Raw genomic sequence first — 24,909 nt, 5'->3', positions numbered from 1 at the left:
CATTCCATTATCTACCCATACCGTACACTTGCATTGAATTTTGATTTTGCGGTGATGCAGTTGCAATAAATTATTCTGTGAAAACATAACTATAATATCTGCATCAGGTATGCCGATATCCTTCCAGAGTGCATGGCTGTCGCCACAACAAAGCGAAGCCGACGACTCCGAAAGCTCCTACTATGTCTATGACTGTATAAACTTAGCCTGCCCAGAGGCAGACTACTTAATTGCAGAATATGTTGGAATATCCAGAGCGAAAAGAATGCACGCTTTCTTTTTCTGGGTGAAATTGATGTCGCCAAATGCAGCCAGTATCATTCCCAAGGACGTGAATAGACACTGAAGGGGCAAATACTGTTGTTGTTTTTATTGCATGGATATCATCATCTGGGGGTAGAAGTTTGTAGATATCACCAACCTTAAGTTGTCGCACTTCCATTACTTCTAGTTGGGCATAGCCTTCTATATCGCCTCGATCCACACGGCGGTAAACAGTTTCTTCTTGTTTACCTTTATACAAACCAACTAATCCCCAAGCCAAATGATCGTAAACAGGAGTAGTTGAATTAGGAGGGATTACCAAACTAAATACGCTCAATGAACGATCCTTGGAACGATACAGTAGCCATTGCCCAATGCCACCACCCATTCTACTGTCAGGATTCGATTGAACAAAACGTTCCGGTAGCCAATTTTGTGTTGTCAGCAGTTGCTTGAAATAAGGTTCAAGCAGACTAAGAGTTTCAGCGCGATCGTAATTTGTACGAGAGCTAATCTCATGAACTACGGTAACAAATTGCCGCAGTTCAGAGCTATCAATAAACCATTGGTCTTCTGCAAGCGGTTCCTGAATGGTAGTGTGATTCATGGGAAATTCCAATGAAAAAACGAAAGAAAAATGTCAATTCAAGATTTAAAATTGACAAGTGTTAAATCTTTGAATAAGCAAAAAGTTAGTTGCTGTTTATCAGTTGTTTTGTTGGATTTCTAACACACACCAGCAGGATGAAATCTCAACCTTTGTCGATAGCATCAAAGTAAAAAGGCTCACCTCTTGCATTTAGGACAAATCTTTATACTTGTAGAGCCATTTACTTGCATTTAGTAGTAGCTCAAACAGCTACCCTATTAATTGTTATAGCATAGCCACACATCTTACCGCTCTTACTTTCTGGCCCTTGTACCACAACTCGTTTGTTTACTGCTGGGCATTGACTATTGGTACTTTATCAACTTTGCTCAAGAAGAATTACAGTATATTGATGAATAAACTGTAGTACCTGAAAATGATAGTTCCATAAATATTGCCAGAAAGCAACAGTATTAAGTTATATCAAAATTTATATGCAGCAAAAACGCGCCTTCTTTACTTTCTAGCTTCTGCACTATTACTAGAGTCAAACAACTAAGAACTAAACTAAGGTATATTCTTTACTCAGGCTAGAAGTCAATGTAATTTCATCATTCGTTTGTGACGAAATTTTATCGTTTCTAGCCTAACAGCGCTTGTGAGGAAATAGATACTTAATATTACTTAACTTTTTACGAATCGCCTGAAAGTATTTTTAACAGTTAACCAATTACTGGCAATGGGCATCCGCCAACCAGTACTAAAAGCGCGATCGGTTATTTTTAAGCCAGGAGGTGCCTGGCGCCGTTTGAATTCTGCACGGGCTACCATTTGAATTATTCTATCAACTACTACTGGATCGTGACCGTCAGAAACAATTTGGGCAGGTGATTGGTGATTTTCGATCAGGCGTTGGAGTATGTCATCTAAGACATCGTAGGGGGGCAAAGAATCTTGATCGACTTGATTGGGTTTGAGTTCGGCACTAGGTGGTTTAGACAAGACGTTTTGGGGAATGATTTCGTTATTGCGATTTAACCAATGGCAAATTGCATAAACGCGGGTTTTGGGAACGTCAGCAATCACTGCTAACCCACCATTCATATCGCCGTAGAGGGTACAGTAACCGACTGCCATTTCTGATTTGTTGCCAGTGGATAAAAGAAGATTGCCAAATTTGTTAGAAATTGCCATCAACAAGTTACCCCGAATCCGGGATTGAATATTTTCCTCAGCTAGTCCAAACTCGGTATTGGCAAATAAGTCTGCTAAGGTGTTGTCATATGCTTGCATTAATTTCTCTATTGGCAGGGTTGTAGTGTTGATGCCGAGATTCTCTGCCAAAGTCAAAGCATCTTTAATAGAATGCTGGGAACTGTACGGTGAAGGCATGAGCACACCAAAAACATTTTCTTTACCAAGTGCTGCGGTGGCGATCGCAGCTACAAGTGATGAATCAACTCCTCCGCTCAAACCTAGAACTACTTTAGAAAAGCCACATTTGCGGACGTAATCCTGTACGCCCAAAACTAAAGCTTGCCAAATTTCTTCTTCTTCGCACTCATACTTAGGTGCAATAGAACTTAGCTGTAAATCCCGCTCCTCTTCGTCAAAATCTATGATGACTAAGTCGGTTTGAAAACCGTGGGCACGACAAACAATTTCACCTTGCCGATTCAATGCAAAACTTCTGCCATCAAAAATCAAGTCATCATTGCCACCCACTTGGTTAGTATAAATAATTGGTTGCTGAAAACGCATTGCACTATGACTGAGCATTGCTTCGCGAAATCGCTGTTTGCTAACAGTGTAGGGAGAGGCAGACAAATTGACAATCAAATCTACACCCAAAATTGCTAAATCGGCAATGGGATTGGCAGTGTAACTACGTTTACCCCAAAATTCCTCATCATTCCATAAGTCTTCGCAAACTGTGACGCCAATGTCAACACCATCTAAGGTGAAATAATTTGCTTGCAAGCCTGGTTCAAAATAACGGCGTTCGTCAAAAACATCATAAGTAGGTAAAAGCCGCTTGTGGAAAACTTGTTGTACTTTGCCTGCTTCTAACCAGGCGATACTATTGAATAGGTTTTTACCACCGGTAATGTGGGCTTGAGTATTGTCTTCTACAGTTCCGACTAAAACAGCTAAATGGGGCGGCAAATCTATTGCTAACTGTTGCAAGGTAATAGTCATTGCCTCTACAAAACTAGGATTTAACAATAAATCCCGTGGAGGATAACCACATAAAGACAGTTCTGGCGTCAACAACAAACGCGCACCTTCTGTTACTGCTTGTTGTGCTGCTTCTAGGATTTTTTGGGCGTTTTTAGGTAAATCACCAATGGTAGGATTAAGTTGAGCGATCGCTATTTTCATTTTCCAGTTCAGACTTGGGTGTTTCGAGTTAAGATTTGGGAGCAAAAGTGAGGAATAGAGCAGCGTTTTTGTAGTGGATATAACGGATAATTAGTTTTTTGCAAGTTACAGATTAATAATCAGTTATATCTGTGATTCTGTTCGTTGCAAAGTTAGTTAAATAAATACCAAAGGTTTATCCTTAAATGGGGCAAAAGCTTCAGCATTGAATTTATATAAAGTTGCTGGACGCCCTGCTCCTCGCGACACTTTGATTCCGGTATCGCACAAAAAACCTAACTTGAGTAGACGTGCTCTAAAATTAGAATAATCGGAAAAATTTTCCCCTAAAACTGTAGTGTACAACTGATATAAATCATTCAAAGTAAAGGTTTCTGGCAAGACTTCAAAAGCTACCGGACTGTACTCCAATTTATTTCTTAGACGTCTGTGTCCATAAGCCAGAATCTCGTTATGATCAAAAGCCAATTGTGGTACTTGCTTGACTGGATACCAAGCAATACCAGCTACTTTATCAGCAATCAATTCGGCTTCTTCAAACCGCACTAAGGCAAAGTAACTGACGCTAAGATAACGTACTCCATAACTATCTGTTGCTTCGCGAGGATCGCGTTTTGGCCCACCGAAGGTATATAACTGTTCTAAATAAAGATTGTTAACCCTAATTTTTTCAGCCATGATCCGATATGCCGCATCTTCTAGCGACTCGCCTTGACGCACTAAAGTACCGGGAAGTCCCCAATAATTTAAAAAAGGTTCTTGCTGTCGCATTACCAATAGTACTAACAGCCGATTTTGGGCAGTATCTACAGAAAAAATTACGTTATCAACGCCGACCTTAAAATCTGCCAAAGGTTGTTGATTTAGCGAATCTGCAAGCTTTTTTGGGATGCGTCCTGGCATTTGTACAAATGCTGTTGGTGAATGTACTCAATTACGGAGGGTGTTAGAGCTTCGGGATCTCCACTTTCACGATACGCCGTTGAGGATACTGGTGGCCCTGTTAACTCAGCGATCGCTATTTTTGCTCCCAGGTTTTCTAGTGTTTGCAAGCTAGATTGATCTATCACATATCCCGGTCGCGGTACTACCAGAAGTTGTATTTGTTGCAACAAATCTTCAACTTGATACCAACGAGGCAGCTGAGTTAATAAATCTGAACCTACTACCAGAGTAAACTCTGTATTTTCTCCCCAACGTTCTTTTGCTTTTTCCACTGTTTCCAGCGTTCTCAAACTACTTAATTGCTGTTCCAAGCTAATATTGTGCCGTGGCGAATCTATATTGGCAATTAATAGTTGTAACATTGCCACCCGATGCTCTAACGGTGTTTGGTGAGCTTTAAAGGGATTATCTGCTGACCATACTACAACCTGATCGTAATGCTGTGATAACCATTTAATAATCGCTTGATGTCCCGCAGTCGGAGGATCGGCACTTGTTCCAAATAAGGCAATTTTCATTTTGTTGTTGGTTAGTAGTTAGTGGTGAGCCAGCACTGCGGGAGGGTTTCCCTCCGCAGGTGACTGGCGAACCCGGAGGGTTAGTAGTTAGTAGGGGTGGTTTTTGCTAATGATTTTTCGGTTGAAACAGACAATTTATCTTCTAAACCCGCCCGTACAGTAGTTGATTGCTATTAGCCATTAGCCATGAGCTATTAACCATTAACCAATATTGGTTTTTTATGTGTTTTCTCAGTCAATTCCCGCAAGCGATCGGAAATTGCCATCGGCACTGGAACAGGGTTATCTAGAAGTCGAGTTTCTGCGGGTAAACTTTTGACTGAGTTGGCGGTACGTTGTCGGATAGTTGTCAAAGTTTCAGGTGCTTGCATTCTTTCGCCTGCTTGCATGAACAATTGCAATAAAGGTTGTTCTCCTAGAGGACTTTCATCTGCCAATCCCAAACAATCTGCTTTCACTTTTTCTCCCACAAACGAACGAAATATCTGCTTGCGCCCTGGATAAGTCATTTTTCCGCTCGACTCTTTCATGACGGGAATGCCATCAATTTCTACCAATTTGTAAACTCCGTTTACGGGTTTTCCCGTTACCAGTCGCGTTCCCACCCCATAGGCATCGATTTCGGCACCAGCAGTTTTTAGTCTTTGAATTTCCTGCTCGTCTATGTCACCACTAGCAACAATGGAAACACCAGGCAAAAGCGATCGCACTCGTTTTGACAAAGTTACTAAATCCCCAGAATCCAACCTAACTCCTGCTAATGTCATTTTTCCTGAGCCTACCTTTACAGCTAATCTTTCGGCAGCAGCGATAGTATCGTAAGTATCTATTAGTAATGGCGCACCAGGAAAATATCGATGAAACGCCTCAAATGCTTCGTCTTCACTACCTTCGGTTGCTGCCAGTGCCATCACCAAAGCGTGTGCCATCGTACCACTAGGTTTTTCGCCCAGTTGTAGCGCTGCTAACACGTTTGATGTTGCATCAAAACCTGCTGCTAAGGCTGCTCGTGCTGCCCACAAGGAGGCTTGAGGACTAAATGCTCGTCTGGTACCAAATTCCAGTAGCTGTGCTTGCTCTCCTGCGACATCACGCATCCTGGCTGCTCGCGTGGCAATGAGAGTTTGGTAGTTCAGGGTATTGAGTAAATAAGTTTCCACTAACTGCGCTTGCCACAAAGGTGCTTCCACTCGCAAAAAAGGCTGATTTGCAAAGACTGCTGTTCCCTCTGGTACTGCCCAAACATCCCCACTAAAACGTCCCGATTCCAAAATCGACCAAAAGCGATCACTTACATGAGCAAAAATTCCTGTTGCTTGTAAAGCCCCGATTTGAAATGAGGTAAAGCGGAATTTTTCCAAATATGCCAGCGCCTGTGCCAACCCCATCGCGATTAAATAACCAAAACCCTCTGGCAATTTCCTGACAAACAATTCAAAACTTGCCTGTCGTTGCTCCAAACCTTCACCCGTGTAACAAGCTGCCATTGTCAGCTGGTACAAATCGGTCAGCAGGCTGTAGTCATCCGCAGAGAGTGTCAATTCCTGGTTCTCCGTACCTGGGAAACGTGTCATGCGATCGCGCCTTTTCCAGAATGCTTCCTCTATTTATGGTAATTTTTACCATAAATAATGTCAACTTATAGGCAACAATTGTAGAAATAAGTTGAATTAAAGTCTTTTTACAGATATATTAATACAATTTTTACCCAATATTTAATTTTTTTTAATAGTTAGAATTAGCAATAGTTACGTTTCTTTGATAAAGGAAGAACTCAAAACGAGGCTTTCGTTTAATTTGTCCTTTGTGACTTTATATTTTGCACCAGCTTTTCATCCCGTTAATAAATAAATTTCTTCGCTGATAGCTTAAGTCAGATAAATGTGACTACAGCAGTCTTTGAGTTCGTTTTAACTGAAATTTTGCACTATTCTCAATAACAGTAAGGTGGGCACTGCCTAACCTTCCTAAAACCCTTATTTTGACGTTGTAGACAGTGCCCACCCTACCAAAATTGCAATCTAATCACCAATGACTAATGACTAATAACGAGATACTTAGCTCTGTTACAATTAGAATCAAATGGAGAAGCTCGGCATTTTTGACAAATTTAAGCTTTGCAAAACTCTATCAAAAAATATTGCAGACAGTGTAAATATATTGAGACTTTGAGAAAGTTAAAAGCGTTAGAATTAAAGTATAGACATTCCCCTTGAAACAACTAAAAAATGGGAGTCTAAATTATGAGGGCTATCTCTAAACTTCTAGCTAGGCTTACCCAGTATATTACTGAAGCAGCAATTCGGATTTTTGGCCCCAGTGATGATGCGTATCCTAATACTGGAGTACAACCCTTTAGTGGCGATCCTTATAAAGAAAGAACAGCCAATTGGTAGATGAGATATAAAATTAAGTCAATTAAAATCAAAATTCGGTGGGAAAAAATACTAAATCCACCGATTTTTTTTACTGAACTACTAATTAATGATTAATTATTATTTTTCTACTGGGATATTAAGATTTCTTTTACGCCCACCTAGCCAGTAAATAATCTGATCAGCCCAACCATTAAAAAAGTGTTCAGTTAGGGTATCCTTTCCACCCCAGATAGGAATTTTGGCTCCGATTCTGGTGAAAAAGTCATATACGATAAATTGAGCCACTTTGTCTTGATTGATTGCTGCTGAATAAATCATTTGACAGGGATAAGCCAGAGTACCAACACTAGGAAGTAATCCAACTAACAATGCAATCCAAGGTATTTCTTGACGTTTTTTTACTGCTTGTATACTTCTAAAAGAAGTATAGATAGTTCTATATATTGGCCCATCGATAACTAACCAGGTTAAAGACATTATTTCATTGATTGCTCCAAAAGAATACAATATTGGTATTAAGACATAATCAAATAATGTAATAAAGCCTTTAATACCAATATGAACGCCGAAATCATTTAAATAAGCACTGGAATTTTCACTATACAAATTAGCTGATAAATCCTTAGCTGCTTCAGAAGTTATCTGTTTTCTTTTTTGCCATTTCTTGATTCTTTTTTCTACATAAATTCTTGCCATTTTTAATCGATAGCGGTGAGAGAAAAGAAACTTCCAAAATTGTTGGAAAAAACTTTTAAATCTAATTTGCTTGAACTTAATAAATATTTTTTTTGGTAGATAAATAAATAAAGTTTTTATAAATTGCGAAAATATTCTCTTTAATTCTCGACCGTACCAGTATAATCTATAGCGAGAATACCAATTAGCTTGTTGTTGAGTGATATAACCTTTTTGCAGATGATACTGAAGGCTTCTATGAAATCTTTTCAGAGACTTCCATTTTTTTTGATGATATTCTAAATAATCGATATGTTCTAAAAGCTCTAGATACTGTTGATTTCCAACTTTTTTTTCTAAAGCTATGTGATTTTTATTTATATATTGTTTTAATCGATTAATATCAACATCATCAAATAAAGGGCCACGATTTTTGAAAGATTGAGGTAAATAAAACGAGAACAACGTTAATATATTCAAGGGGAATAATGCAGGAACACCAGACTCCAAATCTATCCAAACAAAAAAATATTCTCCAGAAGCATCTTCTTGTAATAAAAAATTATTTAAAGCTGACGGACTACCTTTGCCAGCTTGCCATACTAAGCCATCTAAACCTGCTTGAATTAAGTATTGTTGCAAAGGAATCATGATCGAGTGAACTAATTCTTGCAACTCTTGGCTTTGATGTCGATAAGGCTGACGTAGGCTTACGTGTCTTCCTTCGATAAATTCTGTATCTAGCTGATATGCTTTAAATTCTTCATTCCATCCTCTGGAAATTGCATTTGAAACCTTCAACTGAGACTCAAACCAAAATGGTACTAATTTAGTAATAATTTTGCGACGATAGTAAGCACAGTTTAAAATATCTTCATTCCAAACATAGGGATTGGGAACACCAAAGAAAAAATAATGAACTAAATTAGCTAATTTGTCTTCAAAAAATACTTTTCTAGCAATACTCTTTTCTGGAGTTTGAATTAGAAAAACTTGTCCAGAATGCCCTGCACCCAGTAACTTTCTTACTGGTGAGCGACGTCGTAAGTAAAACATAAAGTACCTCGATTTTCAGATTTTTATGCAGAACAGTTAAGTGTCACTTTTAGCAAAAACTTTTGCAAGACAATTGCTATGACACTTATAACTATGGTGAATAAGTACTCTGTAAAATTTTTCTTTAATTATTACTAATAAAAGTGACGCAAAAGTGACGATTAAAAAATTAGTTTTAAATTACTGATGATCCCATTCAAATTCTGCCAAAATCAGCAAGCATAACACCATTACAGTACCTGTATAAATAAATTGCCATTCCCTAAAAAAAGGTAAGAATAAAATTCCTAAAAGGTGAATAATGCTTGTGACAATTAGAGTACGCGATCGCACGCCTAAACCAGTACAAAAATATCCTAGAGCGCTTAAACCTAACCATAGCGGACATAGATTTAATAGCACTTTTGTCAACCCGAAGAAAACACCCAAATCAGTTAATATCACTCCGAGCAGCATTAGCGCTACCCAGCAATACAACACCCAGTTCACTTGTCTACGCTTAACCCAGTACTGAGTCAAAATCACCATGATTACAGTACCAATAATACTGATAATTGACCATACAGTCGCCTGTAAATTCCAACTCACAGGTAGAAACTGGGCTGTTGCAAACATGGGTACAAGTAAGAAAGCCCAAAGTATAAAAGCTCTATCTAAACGGGTATAGTAAGTCGAATAAATTTTTACTTTGCCAATTTGCCAGTCAATGTGCCAAGATCCTTCTAGATCGTGAATGTCTAGAGTTGCTTGTTTGCGACGTAGTAGCGGTACAGAATTATTAAAGAACTTCATTTGAGCGTTGCTGATTTTTAAGAAAAATTAAGCTTTTAAGCTTGAAAAATGTCGTATTTATTTTTTATCTATAAGTCAGCAACGTCGTATTGCTACTCTGCCTTCAGCATTGGTTTTAGTTAGTTTATACTAAATCTTGCGGCATAATTATGTTATGTTTTTTACATTCAATTCAAAACACCATAAATACGCTGAAATGACAATATCTCAAGTAGGATAGGAATTGAACAAATATTTAATAAAAAATCTGTGCTGTAAAGCGACAAACTTGTTTTGAATGTTTGTGATTGTCTGATGACAGACGCCAGAAGCTATGCTGATTGTTTTTTGGCTTTTCTGGTAGCTGCAAAGAGTTCCCTGTTAAGCAATATCTCTAGAAGTACGGTACTGATATTGTTGTCGATTAAATTGTTTTTGCTCTGGTGTTAACACATTGTAATCAATTGGTGGGCGCATATTCCACTGCCATTCAGCCAATATTAATAAACTACTTGACATAACAATACCAGTAGTTAAAAACTGCCAACCGCCACAGTAGGGTAAAACAACAATACCAGCCAAATGAATTACAGCCATCACTAAAAATGTGTGCGATCGCACTGCCAAAGCTGTAAATAAGTAGCCAATCGCACTTAATCCCAACCACAAAGGACACAAGCGCATTAATACATCAATCCAGCCAAAAAAAATGCCCAAATCAGTGAGGACAACACCTCCTAACATCAAAATCACCCAGCAATATAATAGCCAACGCAGCTTTTCTACACTTACCCAAAACCATGTTAAAAAAATCATGATTATGGTACTGGCTAGGGTAAGAATTGTCCAGAAAACGGCTTGTGTATACCAGCTAATTGGTAAAAATTGCGCTGTGATAAAAATTCCAGCGCTGGCAATACCCCAAAGGATAAATACCTGATCGATACGGGTATAAAAACCAGACCATAAACTGAATCTACCGATTTTCCAGTTTACGTGCAATAGACCTTGTAAATCTTGAAAATCTAACTGTTGTTGTTTTTCGCGTAGCAGTGGTTGAGATAAGGGTAGAAAAGCCATCCAGAAATCTTTAACTTTAACTATTTAATAGTTTTTACTCAGGAAATGTAAACTTATGTAAAAGTTTAACAAATAATTAAAGTTTTGCAGAAAACAAATAAGCGATCGCTGAGAACTCTCTTGCAGATCCGCTTCATGGTAATTGTTTTCTTACAGTACAGGTGGAATCTAAAACTAGCCATGTTCTGGCATTGGCTATGAACTGCGTAAAGCTCCAAAAATAACAAGGCAAATCTTCAAACTTGTCGAGAAACGAAAGAAGTTTGAAATAAGTGCCTCATGAAAGCCAAAAATCGAGAAATTAGGAGCGCCAATTCATGTTTTGGAAGTTCGTGGTTAGTGCTTTAGTATTACCACTGAGCCTGGGATTAGAGGTAGCCGCCGCATCTGTCACGGGATCTGTAAAAGATGAAGTTCTTACTCAATCCTCTACTCAGCTACAGGCACATCAAGGTTCGGTTAATCCCATCGTTTCAGATCAACAAGCCAATCCGGGAGAATTGAAACAGACTATAGACGAAAATAATTACCAAATTAGTCACCATCGGCGACACTACAGACGACGCTATTACAGACGATACCATTACAGACCACGCCACTATAGAAGGCATTACTACAGACGGCATTACTACAGGCCGCATTATTATAGACGACATCACTACAGGCGGTACTACCATAGACCATATTACCAAGGGGTTTATTATCGTAATTGCCCGAATAACCACTATTATCGACGCGCCCGTTACCGCAGAGTTTACCGCCACGGAGTTGGTTACCCCCACTATTACAATGGTAACTATCGCAGAAACTACTACTACCACAGATAGATAGCGATCGCGTCTTAACTAGCCATTAACTGGGTTAGTAAAAAAGCCAGGGCTGCGCTACCCAATGGAACTGTCAAATTATCAATACCCAGAAAAGAAAAAGTTTCTAAACCAGTAGCAACAAGAGCTACGCCTAGAGAGATAAACCAAGTTTGCCAGATATTACCTTGAACACTAAGTAAAATTAAACTAATAATCAAATAACTAACCACAGCCATTGTCAAAGAGCCTTCCCAGCTTTTTTGCCCTCCAAAGACTTTGTACTTATGTTTACCAAATCGTTGTCCAATTAGTGCAGCCAATCCATCTCCCCATGCCATCACCAAAATACCTAGTGCAGCATAATGAGGTTGTTGTATGTGCCAAAACCAAGCAATTAAAATACCTATACTTACAGCATAAAAGAAAGTTCCAAAGCTCTGGCGACCTACACTATTAATACCGGGAAGAATGGGAAAGCGGTAAGACAATAAGGTAACGCTACTCGCTACAATCGAAGCTGTAATACCTGCAATCACAGGAATCTTTAGCCACCAGGCTAGCAAAATTACGTTACCTGTGCCAATATGCACTATCTTCCGCACAATCTCTGGATCTGCCTTGAAAAAACGATGAACTCCCCAAGCACTCAAATTCACCAGAGATAACCAAACGGCAACACTGGTAAGTTGTAGCCATGGAGGGATTGACTCTAAATTAGAGGAAAGCAAAATTAGTAACTGTTAAAAATACAACTAGAAAATTTCGACCTTTAATCTCAATTTATTAGAAAAACGTAACTTTATGAAAATATTATTGATCTGGTTAATTCGGTTCTACCGAACTTTTATCTCACCCATGTTTCTTCCGACGTGTCGCTTTCAACCTACTTGTTCTGCGTATGCCCTTGAAGCGATCGAAAGATTTGGGGTATGGCGTGGCTCGTGGTTAGCAATTAGACGTATCTCACGCTGCCATCCATTTCATCCTGGTGGTTATGATCCAGTACCAGAACCAACAGAACAAACAAAACATCATTGTTGATTTGAGATAGTTGTGATCGCTACCATAAAAATTTTTGTCAAAAACTATACTAAAGACTTTTAATGTGATATTAAAATAGCAACACCCTCACTTTAGGATGAACCTGTGAGTTTCTAGTGGAAACTCGCAGGTTTTCCCATTACATCTGGTAGAAATACTTTGTTTTTGGTAAGTCGGCGAGAATAAACAGAACTATGTTGCTAAACGTAAATAGATTTGAAACTCTTGCCAATGACTAAGGAAAAATGACGACTGTTTGTGTCAACTTCTCTAAAATATCTTTCCATAGCAAGGTTAAACTTGCTTGTCTGTATCTGTAAGATTGATTGAACAAGCGATTAAAAGTAGGTGTAACAGAGTAATTATGCCTAACAATAGGTAGATAGACATATAAAATCCCTCCAAAAACTAGATAAGATTTAGCTTTTGACTTTTACTTGAAAAATGCACAGCAGATTAGCAGCATTAAATCAGATTCATTCCACATTTATTGAAAATATTAAATATGTTAAAGTTATCGCCTGTTATCAAGTAAAGAAATATTTCTTTTCCTTTTTCTATAGCCTACTTATCCTTAGATAATGCTTCTAAGTTACGGGAATCCGAACCTTTACCCGTCTGTGAAAACTTTGTTGTATTTATATGTTTAATCTTTGCTTTATATTCATTGAGAGTATTTGCTCTCTGAATTTGTTGCAAAATATTCATCTGATCTCTGCTAAGTAAAGTTTATTTTCATTCACTGCGAGAATAATCAAAATGCTGTTAGTCTGTTAAATAAGAAAAAAGCTATTCAAGAGCTATTACAGATATATTTTCACCTTAACAAAGCTTAACAATTATCTCTAAATAGCTAGTTTTCAAAGGCTTAATGATTTGTCAAGATTAACGAGCAGATTTACATTAATTCATCCTCAAAAAAATATGCGAAACCTTCTGAATCGAATTGGCAACATGAATATGAAACATTACTGTGATACATGGATTGAAGAATGGTGCCAAGAAAATGGCTGGACAGATTTATTTATTGAGCGCTGTAATAGTTACTGGGCTTTTCCTCCAGGAGCGGTAATGCCAGAGCCGATTCCCATGCAAGTTCTCAGAGTAATTAAAGCAGAAAAAGGACTAACTGTAGAGGAACGTTATTGGTCGTTTACCGCAGTAATAGCAACCATGATTGCGGCTTTTGTCACATATTGGCTGAAATGTCCGATTCCCTTAGTTGCAGCTTTTGCTTTTAATGCTGTGACAGTGGCTCAACTAGAGGTTGAGGATGCTTATTAAAAGGGCAGAAGGGGTAGGTTTCATATCAATCGAAGAAGGTGTTGCTCCAGCAACACCTTCTTTTGTTATAGCTAGCGTATAATTTTGGGCAGAATAAATGTACTTTGACTTTCGCGTGGTAACAAATTTTGGGCTTGCTCGCGGGCTTGGATTGCTTGTTGATAGTCTGGCTTGAGTTTAATTGCTTGATTATAAGAGGCGATCGCTTCAGGGTAGCGTTGTAAATTCATTAAGGCATTGCCTTTAGAAAACCAACTTTCATGGTGATTTGGTTTGTAGCGTGCGGCTCGGTTGTATGAGGCGATCGCCTCTTCGTATTTCTGTAAATTGTATAGTGAATTTCCTCGGTTATACCATACTAGATAGTCATTGCGTTTAAATTGCGCCGCTTTATCATAGGATGCAACAGCTTCTTCATAGCGTTGCATTTGATGTAGTGACCACCCTTTACCATACCATGCTTCAAAGTTGTTAGGGCTATATTTAATTACTTCATTAAATGATTCCAAAGCTTCAGGATAGCGTTGTAAATTTATTAGGATATTACTCCTAGATAACCACCCCGAGGAATAATTCGACTGGGATTGTACCGCTTTGTCATAAGCTGTAAATGCATCTTGGTAGCGTTGTAAATTTACCAAGGCATTACCCCGGTTGTACCATGCTTCTGCATAGCTGGGTTTAATTTCTAAAACTTTATCATATGCAGCTATTGCATCTTCGTACCTTTTTAAATTCTGTAATGCTAAAGCCTTATTATACCAAGCCTCGTCATTATCTTTATGCGAATTAATTGCTTCTTCATAAGCTTGAATTGCTTCATCATATTGCTTTAAATTACTAAAAACTTCTCCTTTGGCATTCCAGACTTGTGGAGATTTACTATCTAATTCCAAAGCTTTATCAAAAGAGGCAATTGCTTCTTGGTTACGCTGTAAACTCTTTAATACAAAACCCCTACCTATCCATGCCTCTAAATAATTTGGCTGAAGTTGAATAGCTTTGTCATAAGCGGTTAGTGCGCCTTTATATTCTTTCAACTTAAACAGTACTTTGCCTTGCCCATTCCAAGCTTCAGCATAATCTGGTCTAATTTTAACTGCTTTTTCATAAGTTGATAAAGCTTCTTGATAGCGCTGTAAATCATACAATGTATTTGCTTGCTTATATAATTCTGTAGAATTGACGGAATTGATAGTATAAATAGTGTATATAGTTGCTGCTGTAACTAATCCCACTAAAAATCCTGTTGTCAAAATTTTGATAAATATATTTTTTTTACGTTTATTAATTTGAGTTAGATTTTGATTGAATGGGCGAGTATGTAATGTAATTGTTTGAGAAATGGGGTTACTTAAATCTTTCAAAGCTTGTAAAGCTTCCGTTGCCGAAGGGTAGCGTTGACGAAAGTCATAGCGCACCATTCTATCTATAAAATATGCAAGCTCATGACTGACTTGGGTTTGGTTTTGCCAAATAATTTCATTTGTCTCTGTATCTTTTTCGAGTTGATCGGGAGATAAACCAGTCAGGGCTTGAATGCCAATTATCCCGACTGCATAGATATCGCTGCTGTATTTAGGGTTGCCTTGGGCTTGTTCGCCAGGAATATATCCAGGAGTACCGATCGCAACGGTAAATTTAGTTTTACCATTGAGGCTTACTACCTGAGTCGTAATTTCTTTAACTGCGCCAAAATCAATTAAAAATAACTTGCCATCTTGCTTGCGTCTGAGTAAGTTACAAGGATTAACATCGCGGTGGATCACCTTTTGTCGATGAACAAAGTCTAAGATTTGCAAAATTTCTTGCACAAGAGATATTACTTGGTCTTGACTAAAAGTTTTACCTGGTGTTATCTCTTGGCTAAGATCGTGACCTTTAATGAATTCCTGGACAAGATAAAATTCTTCTTTTTCTTCAAAGAATGCCAAAAGTTGGGGAATTTGCTGATGCGTCCCTAATTTATAAAGAACTTGAGCTTCCGTATCAAATAAGCGTCTGGCTGTTTGCAATGCAACTGGATCTGTTGCCTGAAGTTTAAGCTTCTTCACAACACATTGAGGATTGCCAGGTAATTGAGTGTCACAAGCGACATAGGTTTCACCAAATCCCCCTCCTCCCAAGTGCTTAAGAATTTGGTATCGTCCAACAAGTGTGTTTCCCAGCATCTGGTTTTTCTAGTTGAATAGATTACAATCTGATTCCGATCTTGCCACAGTTCAATGACAGGAGCAGGGGAGGGGGAGACAAGCAGATAAGGGGAGTAATAAACACTTGCACAGACGCGATTAATCGCGTCTGTACCTACTAAATACTGTACGGGCGGGTTTAAAAGACAAATTGTCGGTTTTATCCCAAAGATAATCAGCAAAACCCGCACGGCAGTCGCTACAACCGGGGGAACCCCGGCAAAGCACTGCCTCCCCTACTAACTAATGACTATTGACAAATGACAAATGACTAAATCCCAATGATTCCTATTAGCGATAACATTTTTATTTTTACACGTAGAAAACCAATTATTGTTTATTGCCTCATTGGTATTAACATTGCTTTATTTTTATGGGAACTAAAACTAGAAATTAGTGGTGAACTAGGTAATTTAATTAACAGTTGGGGGTTAATTCCAGCACAGATAAGTGAGCCGATCGCATACGTACAAGCTGGTAACTTCGCTGCTGGATTATTTGTACTCTCACGTTTTCATTCACTGCTATCAGCGATGTTTATCCACGGTAGTTTTAGCCAAATTTTAGCAAATTTGATATTTTTATGGGTTTTTGGCAAAAACTTAAACAATATCCTTGGACAACTCAAATTTTTAGGACTTTACTTAATTGGTGGCATTCTCACACAGGTAATCCAAATTCTTGTTAATCCTAGCTTAACAGTACCACTGATTGGAGCAAATGGCGCGATCGCATCAATTTTAGGTGCTTATGTCTTCAAGTTTCCCAAAGTTAAAATTGACACTGTGTTGCCACTCCTAGTTGTATTTATACCTATTCAAATACCAGCAATTTACTATCTATTTTGGTGGTTTGTGCAACAGTTATCTTATGGTATCGGTAGTTTAAATATTCCTGGTGGTGTCAATCCCCATAGCATTAATTATTGGGCGCATGGTGTAGGATTAGCGATCGGTGCAATTGGGATGCGATTATTACAAAGACGTTAACTACAGTTCTTATTTTCGCGCCCAAATCTGTGTTACACGAGGGATACCAAATACTGTGTTTTCATCAGTAGCTAATGTCCTTATTTGGGCAACCATCTCGTCAATCTCCTCTGGTGTTGTTAGCCCAGCTTCGATAAAAGCATCTGCTGCTTCTGAAAGTGTTAAATCAACTAAACGTTTTTCTTCCCCACGTATAATAGTAGGTTGATACATCGAAACTTCTGATACAGTCAACCCAACTTCTTGAAAAATTCGGTATAACCTAATTCCCATACCAAAGTTCTGATTACGAATATCGCTGAGAGCCAAAAAAAGCTCGAAACGGCGATTGTAAGCAGGGGAAGGCGGATCGCAGAAAACACAGCTGAAGTCTGCTTCTTCGCACACAAGCACTCCATTTGGTTTCAGAAGCGATCGCATTTCATTAACTGCATCAGCCGGACGAGTTAGGTGCATTAGCAAGAAGCGGCAGTATACTAAATCAAAAGAGTTATAAGGTAATCCACTTTTGTAGGCGCTGGCTTCAACTAATTTGATGTTACTTAAACCGAGAGCCTCTGCATTGCGGCGTACTTGTTCTAGCTGTGCCGAGCTACTATCTACACCGAATACCAAACCACTAGAACCAACTTGCTGGGCAAGCCAGTTAGAGACATTTCCTGTTCCACAGCCAATATCTGCTACTTGCATTCCTTGCCTTAATCCGACTCTCCCAAAGAGAAATTCAGTATGGGGCATATGGATTCTATTTAGAATTTCCAGTCTATACGCGCCTAATTCCCCAGTGGCAAGTGTGTAGCAATCATCCTGTGTCATTTTGTCACCCAAGATATTACGAGTTGTGACTTCGACTCTAAAATTTTAAAATATCTAACGATTCTTCGATTTCTAAATCTAAAATTATTTCGCGTGCTTTTTTTTGTCCTGCTAAATTACCTTCTCGACGATAGATTTCTGCTGCTTGCCGAAAATTCTCAATTGCTGCTTGTTTATTACCTAAATTATAAAGAGCATTGCCACGATTAAAATAAGCATCAGCATCTTTGGAGTTAATATTTATTGCTTGGGTGTAATCGGCGATCGCTCCTTCGTAGTCTCCCAAGTGAGCACGAAAATTACCACGCTTTTTATAAGCATCGCTATCATTGCAGAGAATCTCAGTTTCATCAAAAACTTCAACTACTCCTTGATAATTTCCGATTGGAGAATAAGAGTTATGATTTTGAGAATTTGTAGAATCATCATGGGGATAAATTTTTCTTGCTTGAGTGTAATCCTCAATCGCTCCTTGATGATCTCCGATGAAATAACGCACATCAGCACGGTTTCTATATATGTCAGCGCTATGAGGATTAATTCTTATTGCTTGGGTGTAATCGGCGATCGCTCCTTCATAATCTCCTAGCTGGTAGCGTGCTAATGCGCTTTCTTTATAAGCTTTCATATAATTAGGATTAATCATGATTGCCTGAGTATAATCAGGAATTGCTCCTTCGTAGTCTCCTAACTGATAACGTGCCAATCCACGTTTGTAATATGTCTCAGCATGATTAGGGTTAAGTTGCAATGCTTCGTTGTAATGACTAATTGCTGCCTCATACTGTTCTTTGTTGCAGCATTCATCACCCAATTTTGTATAAATCCGATTTAAATCTTCACCCTGCTCACGTAAATATTCATTTGCAATTGGATAGGAGGAAGATTTGATGAAATTTTTAAGAGGTGATTTAGAGACTAGCTCTTGTCTAGTTTTGTTTTTATCAGTAAAAAGATTTTTTTCTTTATATAGATTGTAATTTATAGAAGATTGTAACTGTTCGAGATAACACTGTAAACCACCACCATAAAGCAATTGCTCTATCCCAAATGAGATTCTACCAGTCTTGAGCTTAATCATTTGAGTGGGGAGAAAACCAGCCAAGAAAAGGTGATATTCTGGTTGTGCTTCATTCACTTCTTCTTCAATCAAAACACAAACTACAACTGCATTTTTTTCAACTTCTTCTGAGCTAATTGACCATCTCACTCTATCAATGCTACCACAACGAGATTTAACCTCAACTCCAATTGATGAATCAGCAGTCAGTGTAAAATCAATGTTGCCATCTCCACCAAATCGTTTTTCATAATCTACTTCCGTAATCAAATCAGCTAGACGTTCCTTAACAACTTCCTCTCCTAATTTCCCTTTCAGATAGTTGAGAAAAACATCACGCACTGGCAAAACGCGTTTGTATTTTTCAGCCATCTGCCAGCAAAATTCTCGTAGTACTCTTAATCTTTCTCCAGAAATTATTGTTAATTCACTATACTGACCTTCAATTTCACAATGCAGCAGACAACCTGATGTTAACCTTTTGATGAAGTCAGATTGAAGCGATCGCAGTACGTTAATCCAGTCCATTGATATTTCTGCGAATCTTTTGATCAGGTGATTTTATCAATATAGCAGGGAATAGGGAACAGAATTGAAACTCTCTTGATGTCTGGCTTTGATCATAAGTTGATGTCCTAATCTACCTGGCAACTGCTTTATATCAAATTCATTCAACTTAAGATTGCAAATATAAAACCACACCGCGATCGCAGTGTGGCTAAGTGTAGTGTAACGCTTTTGATAATAATGATTGAAGTTTTAAAGATAATCGCGTCGTGTGATTGAAAACTACAAAGCCGATATATAGCATTCTGGCTATCTATCATGCAGATATAACTTTGAATGACAGCCTTAAGAACAAATTATTGATACCTAAAATCAAGCTTCGAGTGTACTTTTGCCTATTTCTTAGAGTACCGCACAAAAAAACGCTCTCTATTTGCTAATACCGCTAAGTAGCCCAAGATAAATTAAGTTTTTGCTTTACCTGAGGAGCCTTGTTACCCTAACATCATATTCAGTGCCTCGTGGATGGTCACTTTTAGCCTGGATAAATGCCATACCATCGGCTTTTTCTTTTGTCTCTGCGTCGATTTCGTAACGTGTCGTCCCGCGTTGAAATGTATTGCTTACCTGGTCAGCAAACTCTTTAATATCAACAAACACCTCGTAAGTGTGAACCATTTTGGGACCTCCTCGTGCTTGATGCACGAACGATGGAAATAGTTTCTAGTTGTATCTAGTGTATTAATATAAATAAGTCCAAATCTCACAGAAACATAATTCTTCTTAGACAATCACAATTCTTTATAATTTTGTTGCATTTAAACATCTGGTTCTATTCCCAAAGCTCTTAGTTGTGTAGCCAAAGCATCAGCGCGTTGTTGGGCTAATTCTTTCTGTTGGCGTTCAAATTCTGCCACTTCTAAAGGTGTAGGAAGAATTTGTCCCTCTGCGGTAAACAAACGCAGCTTACGTTCGTGAACACCCAAGTACAACTGCAACTGCTGACTCCATCGCCATCCTTGGGGTAATGGTTCCAACTGTTGGTATTGTCCATCAACTATATGGAACCCAGCAAATTCTAACGTTTCGGGATCAAACCAGAAATAATCTGGGGTGCGAAGAACATCTTGATAAATTTGCTTTTTTAATCCCTTATCTACATCAGCAGTACTCTCAGAGAGAATTTCCACAATCAGATTCGGAGTTTTGCCTCCTTCTCCCCAAACTACCCAGCTTCTGCGCGGTTTGCGTTCAGTTCCCAGCACTACAAAAAAATCTGGCCCTCGAAAGTCCCGCGATTTAAGTTGGTCTTGATTATAATAAATTGTTAAGTTGCCGCTAGCGTAGAAATCATTGCGGTTTTGCCAAAAGCACTCCAAGGAGTCTATCAACAGCTGCATTTGCTGTCGGTGCAAATCACTTTCCAAAGGCAGTTCATCACTCCATAAGTCTGTGGGTGGAATGATAATATCTTCGCCGATATCTTCTGGGATCTCAAAATCTCTAGCAAGGGACATAACTGCTGGGTGATTAATCTGCGTTGTTGCTATGAGTTTATCCTAAATAAATTATCTGTTCCCCCAAACCCCAACCCTGTTCCCTCTTAATGATAAATCCGTCGGAGTTCTTCTAGAGTATTTACGGTTTTGATACTGGTGAGAATCGCCCTTAATATATCCACGTCCTGTATCTGAGAGATTTCTGGTAATATTGTTAGCCCCTCGCTGCCAAATTTTAGTTCCAATCCTATTGCAATGCCTTCAAGCAGTCCTTTTTTGATCCCAATTCTTTCTACACTAGTGACATATGGCATTTTCTTTTCCTCCTCATATTGAGTCACTTCCGGATTTACATCAGATTAGTAGGTGGTAAAAGTCTGATTATGCCAGAGTTTTGAGAATTTGGGGGAGGTGCAATTGCAGTCGGTGGTTTGGGTATGGCGGGTGGAATGGCTGTGATTGTTGGTGGTGGTGCAATTATTGGTACTGGTGCTGGTACTGGTATTGGATTATTGTTTGCTCAGTCACCAGATTTAGCTGTCCGCGAAGCTGCAAAATTTGTAGTAACCTTTAATGATATAGTTTTGCAACAAAAAGATGTTGACAAACAAGAAATTGCTCAAAGCGCTAGAGAGATAATTAAAAGACTAAGAAATACAATTAATGATCTCGAAGAGCAAATCTTGGAAATGCAAATGAAGAGAGATAGTAATTCAGAACAGATAAATAACTTACAAAAAGTAGTAAAATATTTTAGAAAGGCTTTAGAAATTTGTCAGAAATTGTTAAAAGAATTTTTGCAAAGATATGGGCTAGACTAAAATAGCAAAAAAATTCTCTCTCTTTTTTCGTTGTTAATAAGGTAAAGAGATTGGGTTATATCTTTATATATTTACCAATTATTATTTACAGCTTCAAAGCAACTTACCTCAACCCCTTCTCCCGCAACAGCGCATCAGCCCAAACCGCATCTTGTTCTGACAACGCTGGCACAGCTTCTTGACTGTAATCTACCACCAAATCATAACCAGATACGTCATATACTTCATTTAATAATGCCTGCAAATCTATAATTGGTTCATTATCTCCAGAACGTAAAGGTAGAGGAAAGTTCGGAATCACATCTTGCACATTAAAAGCATATAAATCAGCATAGGGACGCTGATCGCCCCGACAAACTAAAATCCGATAATGACTGACAATTCCATTATCAAAAAACGGCATTGGTTTGCCTTTACGTAGCAAATCAATTTCAACAAAATTAGTGCGACTTCCTAATACTTGTTCGCGCTTTTCCTCATACATCTGTCGTCCTTTTCCAGTACGCTTATTACTAGGATAAATAATTTCGATGGTAGTAATTAATGCTTCTGTTCCTACTTCTCTTACCTCTAAATAACCTTCTCTAATAGTTAAAGGCATAGGAATTGTAACCCTCATGGGTTGTGTTGTTGGTGCAGCAATTGCCACATTTGTTGTTTTCTCATCTGTTGTAGTCTGCCGACTTTTGACTGTCACATCAGGAATACCAACAAGCAGAGAATTTTCATCTGTTGTTTCATACATTCGCACTTCTACTGCAACGCGATATTTAGGACGCAGTTGTGGAGATAAAAACCTTGCAATTTCAATAATTAGCCAGTGATATAATCCTGGAAATAATTCAGGATGTTCTAAATAAGGGTTCATTCCTGGAAATGGAGAAGCCATAAAAGTATCTCCCTGAAACATTCTCTTGTTGGTTCTTCTGCATCTCTATAGTTATTTTCTCTCTCTTACCCCCTCTCATGTCGAACAACAGTGGGAGGTGTAATTCAAGAACAACTAGTCAGCGCAGCACCACATTGATCTTCCCTTGCCAACCAACCCTTAATACCTTGATATTCTACCTGCGCCCATTGTCCCTGACAGCCTAACAATTTGACATTAACGTTTGCCGGAACTCTTCCCAATTTCTTGCTTTTACGATCGCTACTAGCATAAAGATCCACGCCTTCGGTACCATAACCCCGCGCTGATACACCTAAGGTAGGCAAATAAACCCATCCCCTTCCTTTAAAACCGCCGCTTGCATTAGTTATTTGCACCCATTTTCCTAAAATAGCAATGATTTGCACTGTTTCATAGGTGGGTATTTTTCCCACAATCTTGTAAGTGGGACTTGCACCACTCCGCACCTTTAACCCTTGCGGATGTTGATGAATGATGTAGGCGTAAATATCGCACTTTTGTTGTTTGATTGTTTTTGCTAAGACACTGTCATTACCTATGTCCGTATTAACAAGCACACTCGTACAACTAAATATCAATCCCACTACTAGCCTGGATACTCGATTACCCACAAATTTTCTCCATTATTTTTGACACCAGCAATAAAGCTGGTATCTGATTTTACCTCACATCATACCCAAACAAATTCGGATCAACTTCTCCCAACTGCAAATCAGCTAAACCATATTCTGCCCATCTTGTCTCAACCATCTGCGCTACTTGCGGATCTGACTCTAACGGCGCACCCCATTCATGTTCGGTTTCTGGCGGAATCTTGGTGGTGGCATCAATTCCCATCCGTCCGCCCAAACCAATTTTCTCGCTGGCAAAATCTAAACTATCAAAGGGAGTGTTCGGCAGAATAAATACGTCTCGTGTGGGATCGACTTTAGAACTAATTGCCCACACTACTTGACGCGGATCTCTGATATTAATGTCTTTATCTACTACAATCACAAACTTAGTGTAAGTAAACTGCGGTAATGCACTCCAAAATGCTAAAGCTGCCCGTCGTGCCTGCCCTGGATAGGCTTTATCAATAGAGATAATTGCCGCTTTGTAACTCAAAGCTTCCATTGGCAAGAAGAAATCCACTATTTCTGAAACTTGTTGGCGCAAAATAGGAGTGTAGATCCGATTGAGAGCGATCGCCATCATTGCTTCTTCTTTAGGTGGGCGTCCGCTAAATGTGGTTAAATAAATCGGATCTTTGCGGTGTGTCATGCAATGGAAGCGAATCAAAGGCGAATCTTCTACACCACCGTAATATCCCATATGATCGCCAAACGGCCCGTCTGGCAATACTTCTGTTGGGGTAATTGTTCCTTCGAGGACAATTTCTGAATCTGCGGGAACTTCTAAATCTACAGTTTTGCACTTTGCCAGCTGCACGCCGGAACCACCATAAAGCCCAGCAAATAGCCATTCTGATAAATCTACCGGAATTGGTGTCGCCGCAGCCATGATAATTAAGGGATCTACACCGAGAGCGATCGCTACTTCTAATTTTTTGCCACGTTCGGCTGCTTTGCGTAAATGCCTTGCCCCACCCCGCACCGATAACCAGTGAACGGTCATTGTCTTTTGAGATTGTAGTTGCAGGCGATACACGCCTACATTTGGTGTTCCTGTCTCGCAATCCTTTGTAATGACTAAACCTAGCGTGATAATCTTGCCAGCATCACCATGATATGGTCGTATCAAAGGTAACTTATTCAAATCCAAATCTTCGCCTTGAATCACCACTTGCTGACAAGCAGGGAAAAAATCACGTCCTGGTTTCGCTTTCAGTACGTCAAACAGCACCTTACCAAAATCAATTGCCTGGGAAATTTTCTTTGGTGGTTTTGGTTGCTGAAGCAGCGCCAACTTTTTTCCCAGTTCTTCTAACTCCTGGGGATGCTGCATATTCATCGCCCAGCAAATCCTCTCTACCGTTCCCATCAGGTTAATCGCCACAGGTATAGATGAACCTTTGACGTTTTCAAATAATAAGGCCGGGCCACCTTTTTGCAGCATCCGATTAGAAATTTCGGCAATTTCTAAATCCGGATCGACGGACGCTGTAATTCGCCGTAATTGCCTCTTTTCTTCCAGAAGTTTAATAAATCCGCGTAAATCTCTTGCCATCGTCTTAGAAAAAATAAACCTTTAAGAACTGTGAAGCGCTTTTTATATTAATGGTATCAGCAAAAATTTCAGTCCACTTGAGTGGACTTGCGCTATTAGCCTAGAACTTAAGTTCGGGGCGACACCAATAAAGTGAGATGTTAATTAAGTTAAG

General features: G+C 38.9%; 24 protein-coding genes. 6 read left to right on the top strand and 18 right to left on the bottom strand.

Features of this window, described 5'->3' with window-relative positions; genetic code table 11:
- Positions 1-226: 226 nt before the first annotated feature.
- The 5 genes from U2718_RS14995 to U2718_RS14975 all read right to left on the bottom strand — a co-directional run bounded on the left by U2718_RS14995 (position 227) and on the right by U2718_RS14975 (position 6,272).
- Positions 227-871, bottom strand: a complete 645-nt coding sequence (locus tag U2718_RS14995; RefSeq protein WP_341999023.1) for a hypothetical protein — start codon at positions 869-871, stop codon at positions 227-229.
- A 666-nt stretch (positions 872-1,537) separates the two neighbouring features.
- On the bottom strand, positions 1,538-3,235 hold the full coding sequence (locus U2718_RS14990; protein WP_341999025.1) for an NAD+ synthase: 1,698 nt from the start codon (positions 3,233-3,235) through the stop codon (positions 1,538-1,540).
- A gap of 156 nt (positions 3,236-3,391) precedes the next feature.
- Positions 3,392-4,138 (bottom strand): NUDIX hydrolase, encoded by a 747-nt coding sequence (locus U2718_RS14985; protein WP_341999027.1) that lies wholly within the window; start codon positions 4,136-4,138, stop codon positions 3,392-3,394.
- The gene (locus U2718_RS14980) at positions 4,099-4,698 is read right to left on the bottom strand and encodes a nicotinate-nucleotide adenylyltransferase (RefSeq protein ID WP_341999029.1); all 600 of its coding nucleotides are present in this window, start codon (positions 4,696-4,698) and stop codon (positions 4,099-4,101) included. The genes U2718_RS14985 and U2718_RS14980 overlap by 40 nt, the downstream gene beginning before the upstream one ends.
- Before the next feature lie 194 nt (positions 4,699-4,892).
- Complete coding sequence (locus U2718_RS14975) at positions 4,893-6,272, bottom strand: nicotinate phosphoribosyltransferase (RefSeq protein ID WP_341999031.1); 1,380 nt, start codon at positions 6,270-6,272, stop codon at positions 4,893-4,895.
- A 669-nt stretch (positions 6,273-6,941) separates the two neighbouring features.
- Here U2718_RS14975 and U2718_RS14970 point away from each other — a divergent pair.
- Positions 6,942-7,094 carry a hypothetical protein gene (locus U2718_RS14970; protein WP_016875001.1) on the top strand — a complete coding sequence of 51 codons (153 nt, stop codon included), beginning with the start codon at positions 6,942-6,944 and terminating at the stop codon, positions 7,092-7,094.
- 99 nt (positions 7,095-7,193) lie between these two features.
- Here the strand turns inward: U2718_RS14970 and U2718_RS14965 are convergent, their stop codons facing one another.
- The 3 genes from U2718_RS14965 to U2718_RS14955 form a co-directional block, all read right to left on the bottom strand.
- Positions 7,194-8,807 carry a hypothetical protein gene (locus tag U2718_RS14965; RefSeq protein WP_341999032.1) on the bottom strand — a complete coding sequence of 538 codons (1,614 nt, stop codon included), beginning with the start codon at positions 8,805-8,807 and terminating at the stop codon, positions 7,194-7,196.
- Positions 8,808-8,987: 180 nt separating this feature from the next.
- Positions 8,988-9,599 carry a hypothetical protein gene (locus U2718_RS14960; RefSeq protein ID WP_341999033.1) on the bottom strand — a complete coding sequence of 204 codons (612 nt, stop codon included), beginning with the start codon at positions 9,597-9,599 and terminating at the stop codon, positions 8,988-8,990.
- A 360-nt stretch (positions 9,600-9,959) separates the two neighbouring features.
- Positions 9,960-10,658: a hypothetical protein gene (locus U2718_RS14955; RefSeq protein WP_341999035.1), complete on the bottom strand. Its 699-nt coding sequence runs from the start codon at positions 10,656-10,658 to the stop codon at positions 9,960-9,962.
- Between the two features lie 317 nt (positions 10,659-10,975).
- Here U2718_RS14955 and U2718_RS14950 point away from each other — a divergent pair, with 317 nt between their 5' ends.
- Positions 10,976-11,485 carry a hypothetical protein gene (locus tag U2718_RS14950; RefSeq protein ID WP_341999037.1) on the top strand — a complete coding sequence of 170 codons (510 nt, stop codon included), beginning with the start codon at positions 10,976-10,978 and terminating at the stop codon, positions 11,483-11,485.
- A 14-nt stretch (positions 11,486-11,499) separates the two neighbouring features.
- Here U2718_RS14950 and U2718_RS14945 read toward each other — a convergent pair whose 3' ends face one another.
- On the bottom strand, positions 11,500-12,195 hold the full coding sequence (locus U2718_RS14945) for a diacylglycerol/polyprenol kinase family protein (protein ID WP_341999038.1): 696 nt from the start codon (positions 12,193-12,195) through the stop codon (positions 11,500-11,502).
- Positions 12,196-12,268: 73 nt separating this feature from the next.
- Here U2718_RS14945 and yidD point away from each other — a divergent pair, with 73 nt between their 5' ends.
- Complete coding sequence (gene yidD, locus U2718_RS14940; protein WP_341999040.1) at positions 12,269-12,508, top strand: membrane protein insertion efficiency factor YidD; 240 nt, start codon at positions 12,269-12,271, stop codon at positions 12,506-12,508.
- A 960-nt stretch (positions 12,509-13,468) separates the two neighbouring features.
- Positions 13,469-13,792 (top strand): hypothetical protein, encoded by a 324-nt coding sequence (locus U2718_RS14935; protein WP_341999071.1) that lies wholly within the window; start codon positions 13,469-13,471, stop codon positions 13,790-13,792.
- 71 nt (positions 13,793-13,863) lie between these two features.
- Here the strand turns inward: U2718_RS14935 and U2718_RS14930 are convergent, their stop codons facing one another.
- Positions 13,864-15,963 (bottom strand): tetratricopeptide repeat protein, encoded by a 2,100-nt coding sequence (locus tag U2718_RS14930; RefSeq protein ID WP_341999042.1) that lies wholly within the window; start codon positions 15,961-15,963, stop codon positions 13,864-13,866.
- Between the two features lie 302 nt (positions 15,964-16,265).
- Here U2718_RS14930 and U2718_RS14925 point away from each other — a divergent pair, with 302 nt between their 5' ends.
- Positions 16,266-16,973 (top strand): rhomboid family intramembrane serine protease, encoded by a 708-nt coding sequence (locus tag U2718_RS14925; protein WP_341999044.1) that lies wholly within the window; start codon positions 16,266-16,268, stop codon positions 16,971-16,973.
- Positions 16,974-16,982: 9 nt separating this feature from the next.
- On the opposite strand, the gene U2718_RS14920 is transcribed toward U2718_RS14925, so the two are convergent.
- From U2718_RS14920 to U2718_RS14900, 5 genes are all read right to left on the bottom strand, one after another.
- Entirely contained in the window at positions 16,983-17,789 is an 807-nt protein-coding gene (locus tag U2718_RS14920) for a methyltransferase domain-containing protein (protein WP_341999046.1), read from the bottom strand.
- A gap of 37 nt (positions 17,790-17,826) precedes the next feature.
- Entirely contained in the window at positions 17,827-19,377 is a 1,551-nt protein-coding gene (locus tag U2718_RS14915; RefSeq protein ID WP_341999047.1) for a tetratricopeptide repeat protein, read from the bottom strand.
- Positions 19,378-19,833: 456 nt separating this feature from the next.
- Positions 19,834-20,034: a hypothetical protein gene (locus U2718_RS14910; protein WP_289790686.1), complete on the bottom strand. Its 201-nt coding sequence runs from the start codon at positions 20,032-20,034 to the stop codon at positions 19,834-19,836.
- A 140-nt stretch (positions 20,035-20,174) separates the two neighbouring features.
- Positions 20,175-20,873, bottom strand: coding sequence for a Uma2 family endonuclease (locus U2718_RS14905; RefSeq protein ID WP_341999049.1), 699 nt, complete (start codon positions 20,871-20,873; stop codon positions 20,175-20,177).
- An 86-nt stretch (positions 20,874-20,959) separates the two neighbouring features.
- Positions 20,960-21,169, bottom strand: a complete 210-nt coding sequence (locus tag U2718_RS14900; protein ID WP_341999051.1) for a hypothetical protein — start codon at positions 21,167-21,169, stop codon at positions 20,960-20,962.
- Positions 21,170-21,304: 135 nt separating this feature from the next.
- Here U2718_RS14900 and U2718_RS14895 point away from each other — a divergent pair, with 135 nt between their 5' ends.
- On the top strand, positions 21,305-21,676 hold the full coding sequence (locus tag U2718_RS14895; protein WP_341999053.1) for a hypothetical protein: 372 nt from the start codon (positions 21,305-21,307) through the stop codon (positions 21,674-21,676).
- A gap of 103 nt (positions 21,677-21,779) precedes the next feature.
- On the opposite strand, the gene U2718_RS14890 is transcribed toward U2718_RS14895, so the two are convergent.
- From U2718_RS14890 to U2718_RS14880, 3 genes are all read right to left on the bottom strand, one after another.
- Positions 21,780-22,565: a DUF4058 family protein gene (locus U2718_RS14890; protein WP_341999055.1), complete on the bottom strand. Its 786-nt coding sequence runs from the start codon at positions 22,563-22,565 to the stop codon at positions 21,780-21,782.
- A gap of 104 nt (positions 22,566-22,669) precedes the next feature.
- A complete protein-coding gene (locus U2718_RS14885) occupies positions 22,670-23,197 on the bottom strand; it encodes an SH3 domain-containing protein (RefSeq protein ID WP_341999057.1) in 528 nt (175 codons plus the stop codon).
- A gap of 49 nt (positions 23,198-23,246) precedes the next feature.
- Entirely contained in the window at positions 23,247-24,755 is a 1,509-nt protein-coding gene (locus U2718_RS14880; RefSeq protein ID WP_341999059.1) for a UbiD family decarboxylase, read from the bottom strand.
- Positions 24,756-24,909: the final 154 nt, after the last annotated feature.

This window comes from Chlorogloeopsis sp. ULAP02 (genome assembly GCF_038404745.2).
Classification (GTDB): domain Bacteria; phylum Cyanobacteriota; class Cyanobacteriia; order Cyanobacteriales; family Nostocaceae; genus Chlorogloeopsis.
The sequence above is the reverse complement of the archived record's forward strand: the minus strand, read 5'-3'. Positions and strand labels throughout refer to the sequence as shown.

What these genes read in the sequence shown, in the direction of transcription:
- U2718_RS14920 (WP_341999046.1), bottom strand. Translation starts at nt 17,789, where the DNA reads ATGACACAGGATGATTGCTACACACTTGCCACTGGGGAATTAGGCGCG.
- U2718_RS14960 (WP_341999033.1), bottom strand. Translation starts at nt 9,599, where the DNA reads ATGAAGTTCTTTAATAATTCTGTACCGCTACTACGTCGCAAACAAGCA.
- U2718_RS14980 (WP_341999029.1), bottom strand. Translation starts at nt 4,698, where the DNA reads ATGAAAATTGCCTTATTTGGAACAAGTGCCGATCCTCCGACTGCGGGA.
- U2718_RS14905 (WP_341999049.1), bottom strand. Translation starts at nt 20,873, where the DNA reads ATGTCCCTTGCTAGAGATTTTGAGATCCCAGAAGATATCGGCGAAGAT.
- U2718_RS14965 (WP_341999032.1), bottom strand. Translation starts at nt 8,807, where the DNA reads ATGTTTTACTTACGACGTCGCTCACCAGTAAGAAAGTTACTGGGTGCA.
- U2718_RS14955 (WP_341999035.1), bottom strand. Translation starts at nt 10,658, where the DNA reads ATGGCTTTTCTACCCTTATCTCAACCACTGCTACGCGAAAAACAACAA.
- U2718_RS14890 (WP_341999055.1), bottom strand. Translation starts at nt 22,565, where the DNA reads ATGGCTTCTCCATTTCCAGGAATGAACCCTTATTTAGAACATCCTGAA.
- U2718_RS14915 (WP_341999047.1), bottom strand. Translation starts at nt 19,377, where the DNA reads ATGGACTGGATTAACGTACTGCGATCGCTTCAATCTGACTTCATCAAA.
- U2718_RS14975 (WP_341999031.1), bottom strand. Translation starts at nt 6,272, where the DNA reads ATGACACGTTTCCCAGGTACGGAGAACCAGGAATTGACACTCTCTGCG.
- U2718_RS14995 (WP_341999023.1), bottom strand. Translation starts at nt 871, where the DNA reads ATGAATCACACTACCATTCAGGAACCGCTTGCAGAAGACCAATGGTTT.
- U2718_RS14935 (WP_341999071.1), top strand. Translation starts at nt 13,469, where the DNA reads ATGAAACATTACTGTGATACATGGATTGAAGAATGGTGCCAAGAAAAT.
- U2718_RS14930 (WP_341999042.1), bottom strand. Translation starts at nt 15,963, where the DNA reads ATGCTGGGAAACACACTTGTTGGACGATACCAAATTCTTAAGCACTTG.
- U2718_RS14925 (WP_341999044.1), top strand. Translation starts at nt 16,266, where the DNA reads ATGATTCCTATTAGCGATAACATTTTTATTTTTACACGTAGAAAACCA.
- U2718_RS14985 (WP_341999027.1), bottom strand. Translation starts at nt 4,138, where the DNA reads ATGCCAGGACGCATCCCAAAAAAGCTTGCAGATTCGCTAAATCAACAA.
- U2718_RS14895 (WP_341999053.1), top strand. Translation starts at nt 21,305, where the DNA reads ATGGCTGTGATTGTTGGTGGTGGTGCAATTATTGGTACTGGTGCTGGT.
- U2718_RS14950 (WP_341999037.1), top strand. Translation starts at nt 10,976, where the DNA reads ATGTTTTGGAAGTTCGTGGTTAGTGCTTTAGTATTACCACTGAGCCTG.
- U2718_RS14880 (WP_341999059.1), bottom strand. Translation starts at nt 24,755, where the DNA reads ATGGCAAGAGATTTACGCGGATTTATTAAACTTCTGGAAGAAAAGAGG.
- U2718_RS14970 (WP_016875001.1), top strand. Translation starts at nt 6,942, where the DNA reads ATGAGGGCTATCTCTAAACTTCTAGCTAGGCTTACCCAGTATATTACT.
- U2718_RS14910 (WP_289790686.1), bottom strand. Translation starts at nt 20,034, where the DNA reads ATGGTTCACACTTACGAGGTGTTTGTTGATATTAAAGAGTTTGCTGAC.
- U2718_RS14900 (WP_341999051.1), bottom strand. Translation starts at nt 21,169, where the DNA reads ATGCCATATGTCACTAGTGTAGAAAGAATTGGGATCAAAAAAGGACTG.
- yidD (WP_341999040.1), top strand. Translation starts at nt 12,269, where the DNA reads ATGAAAATATTATTGATCTGGTTAATTCGGTTCTACCGAACTTTTATC.
- U2718_RS14990 (WP_341999025.1), bottom strand. Translation starts at nt 3,235, where the DNA reads ATGAAAATAGCGATCGCTCAACTTAATCCTACCATTGGTGATTTACCT.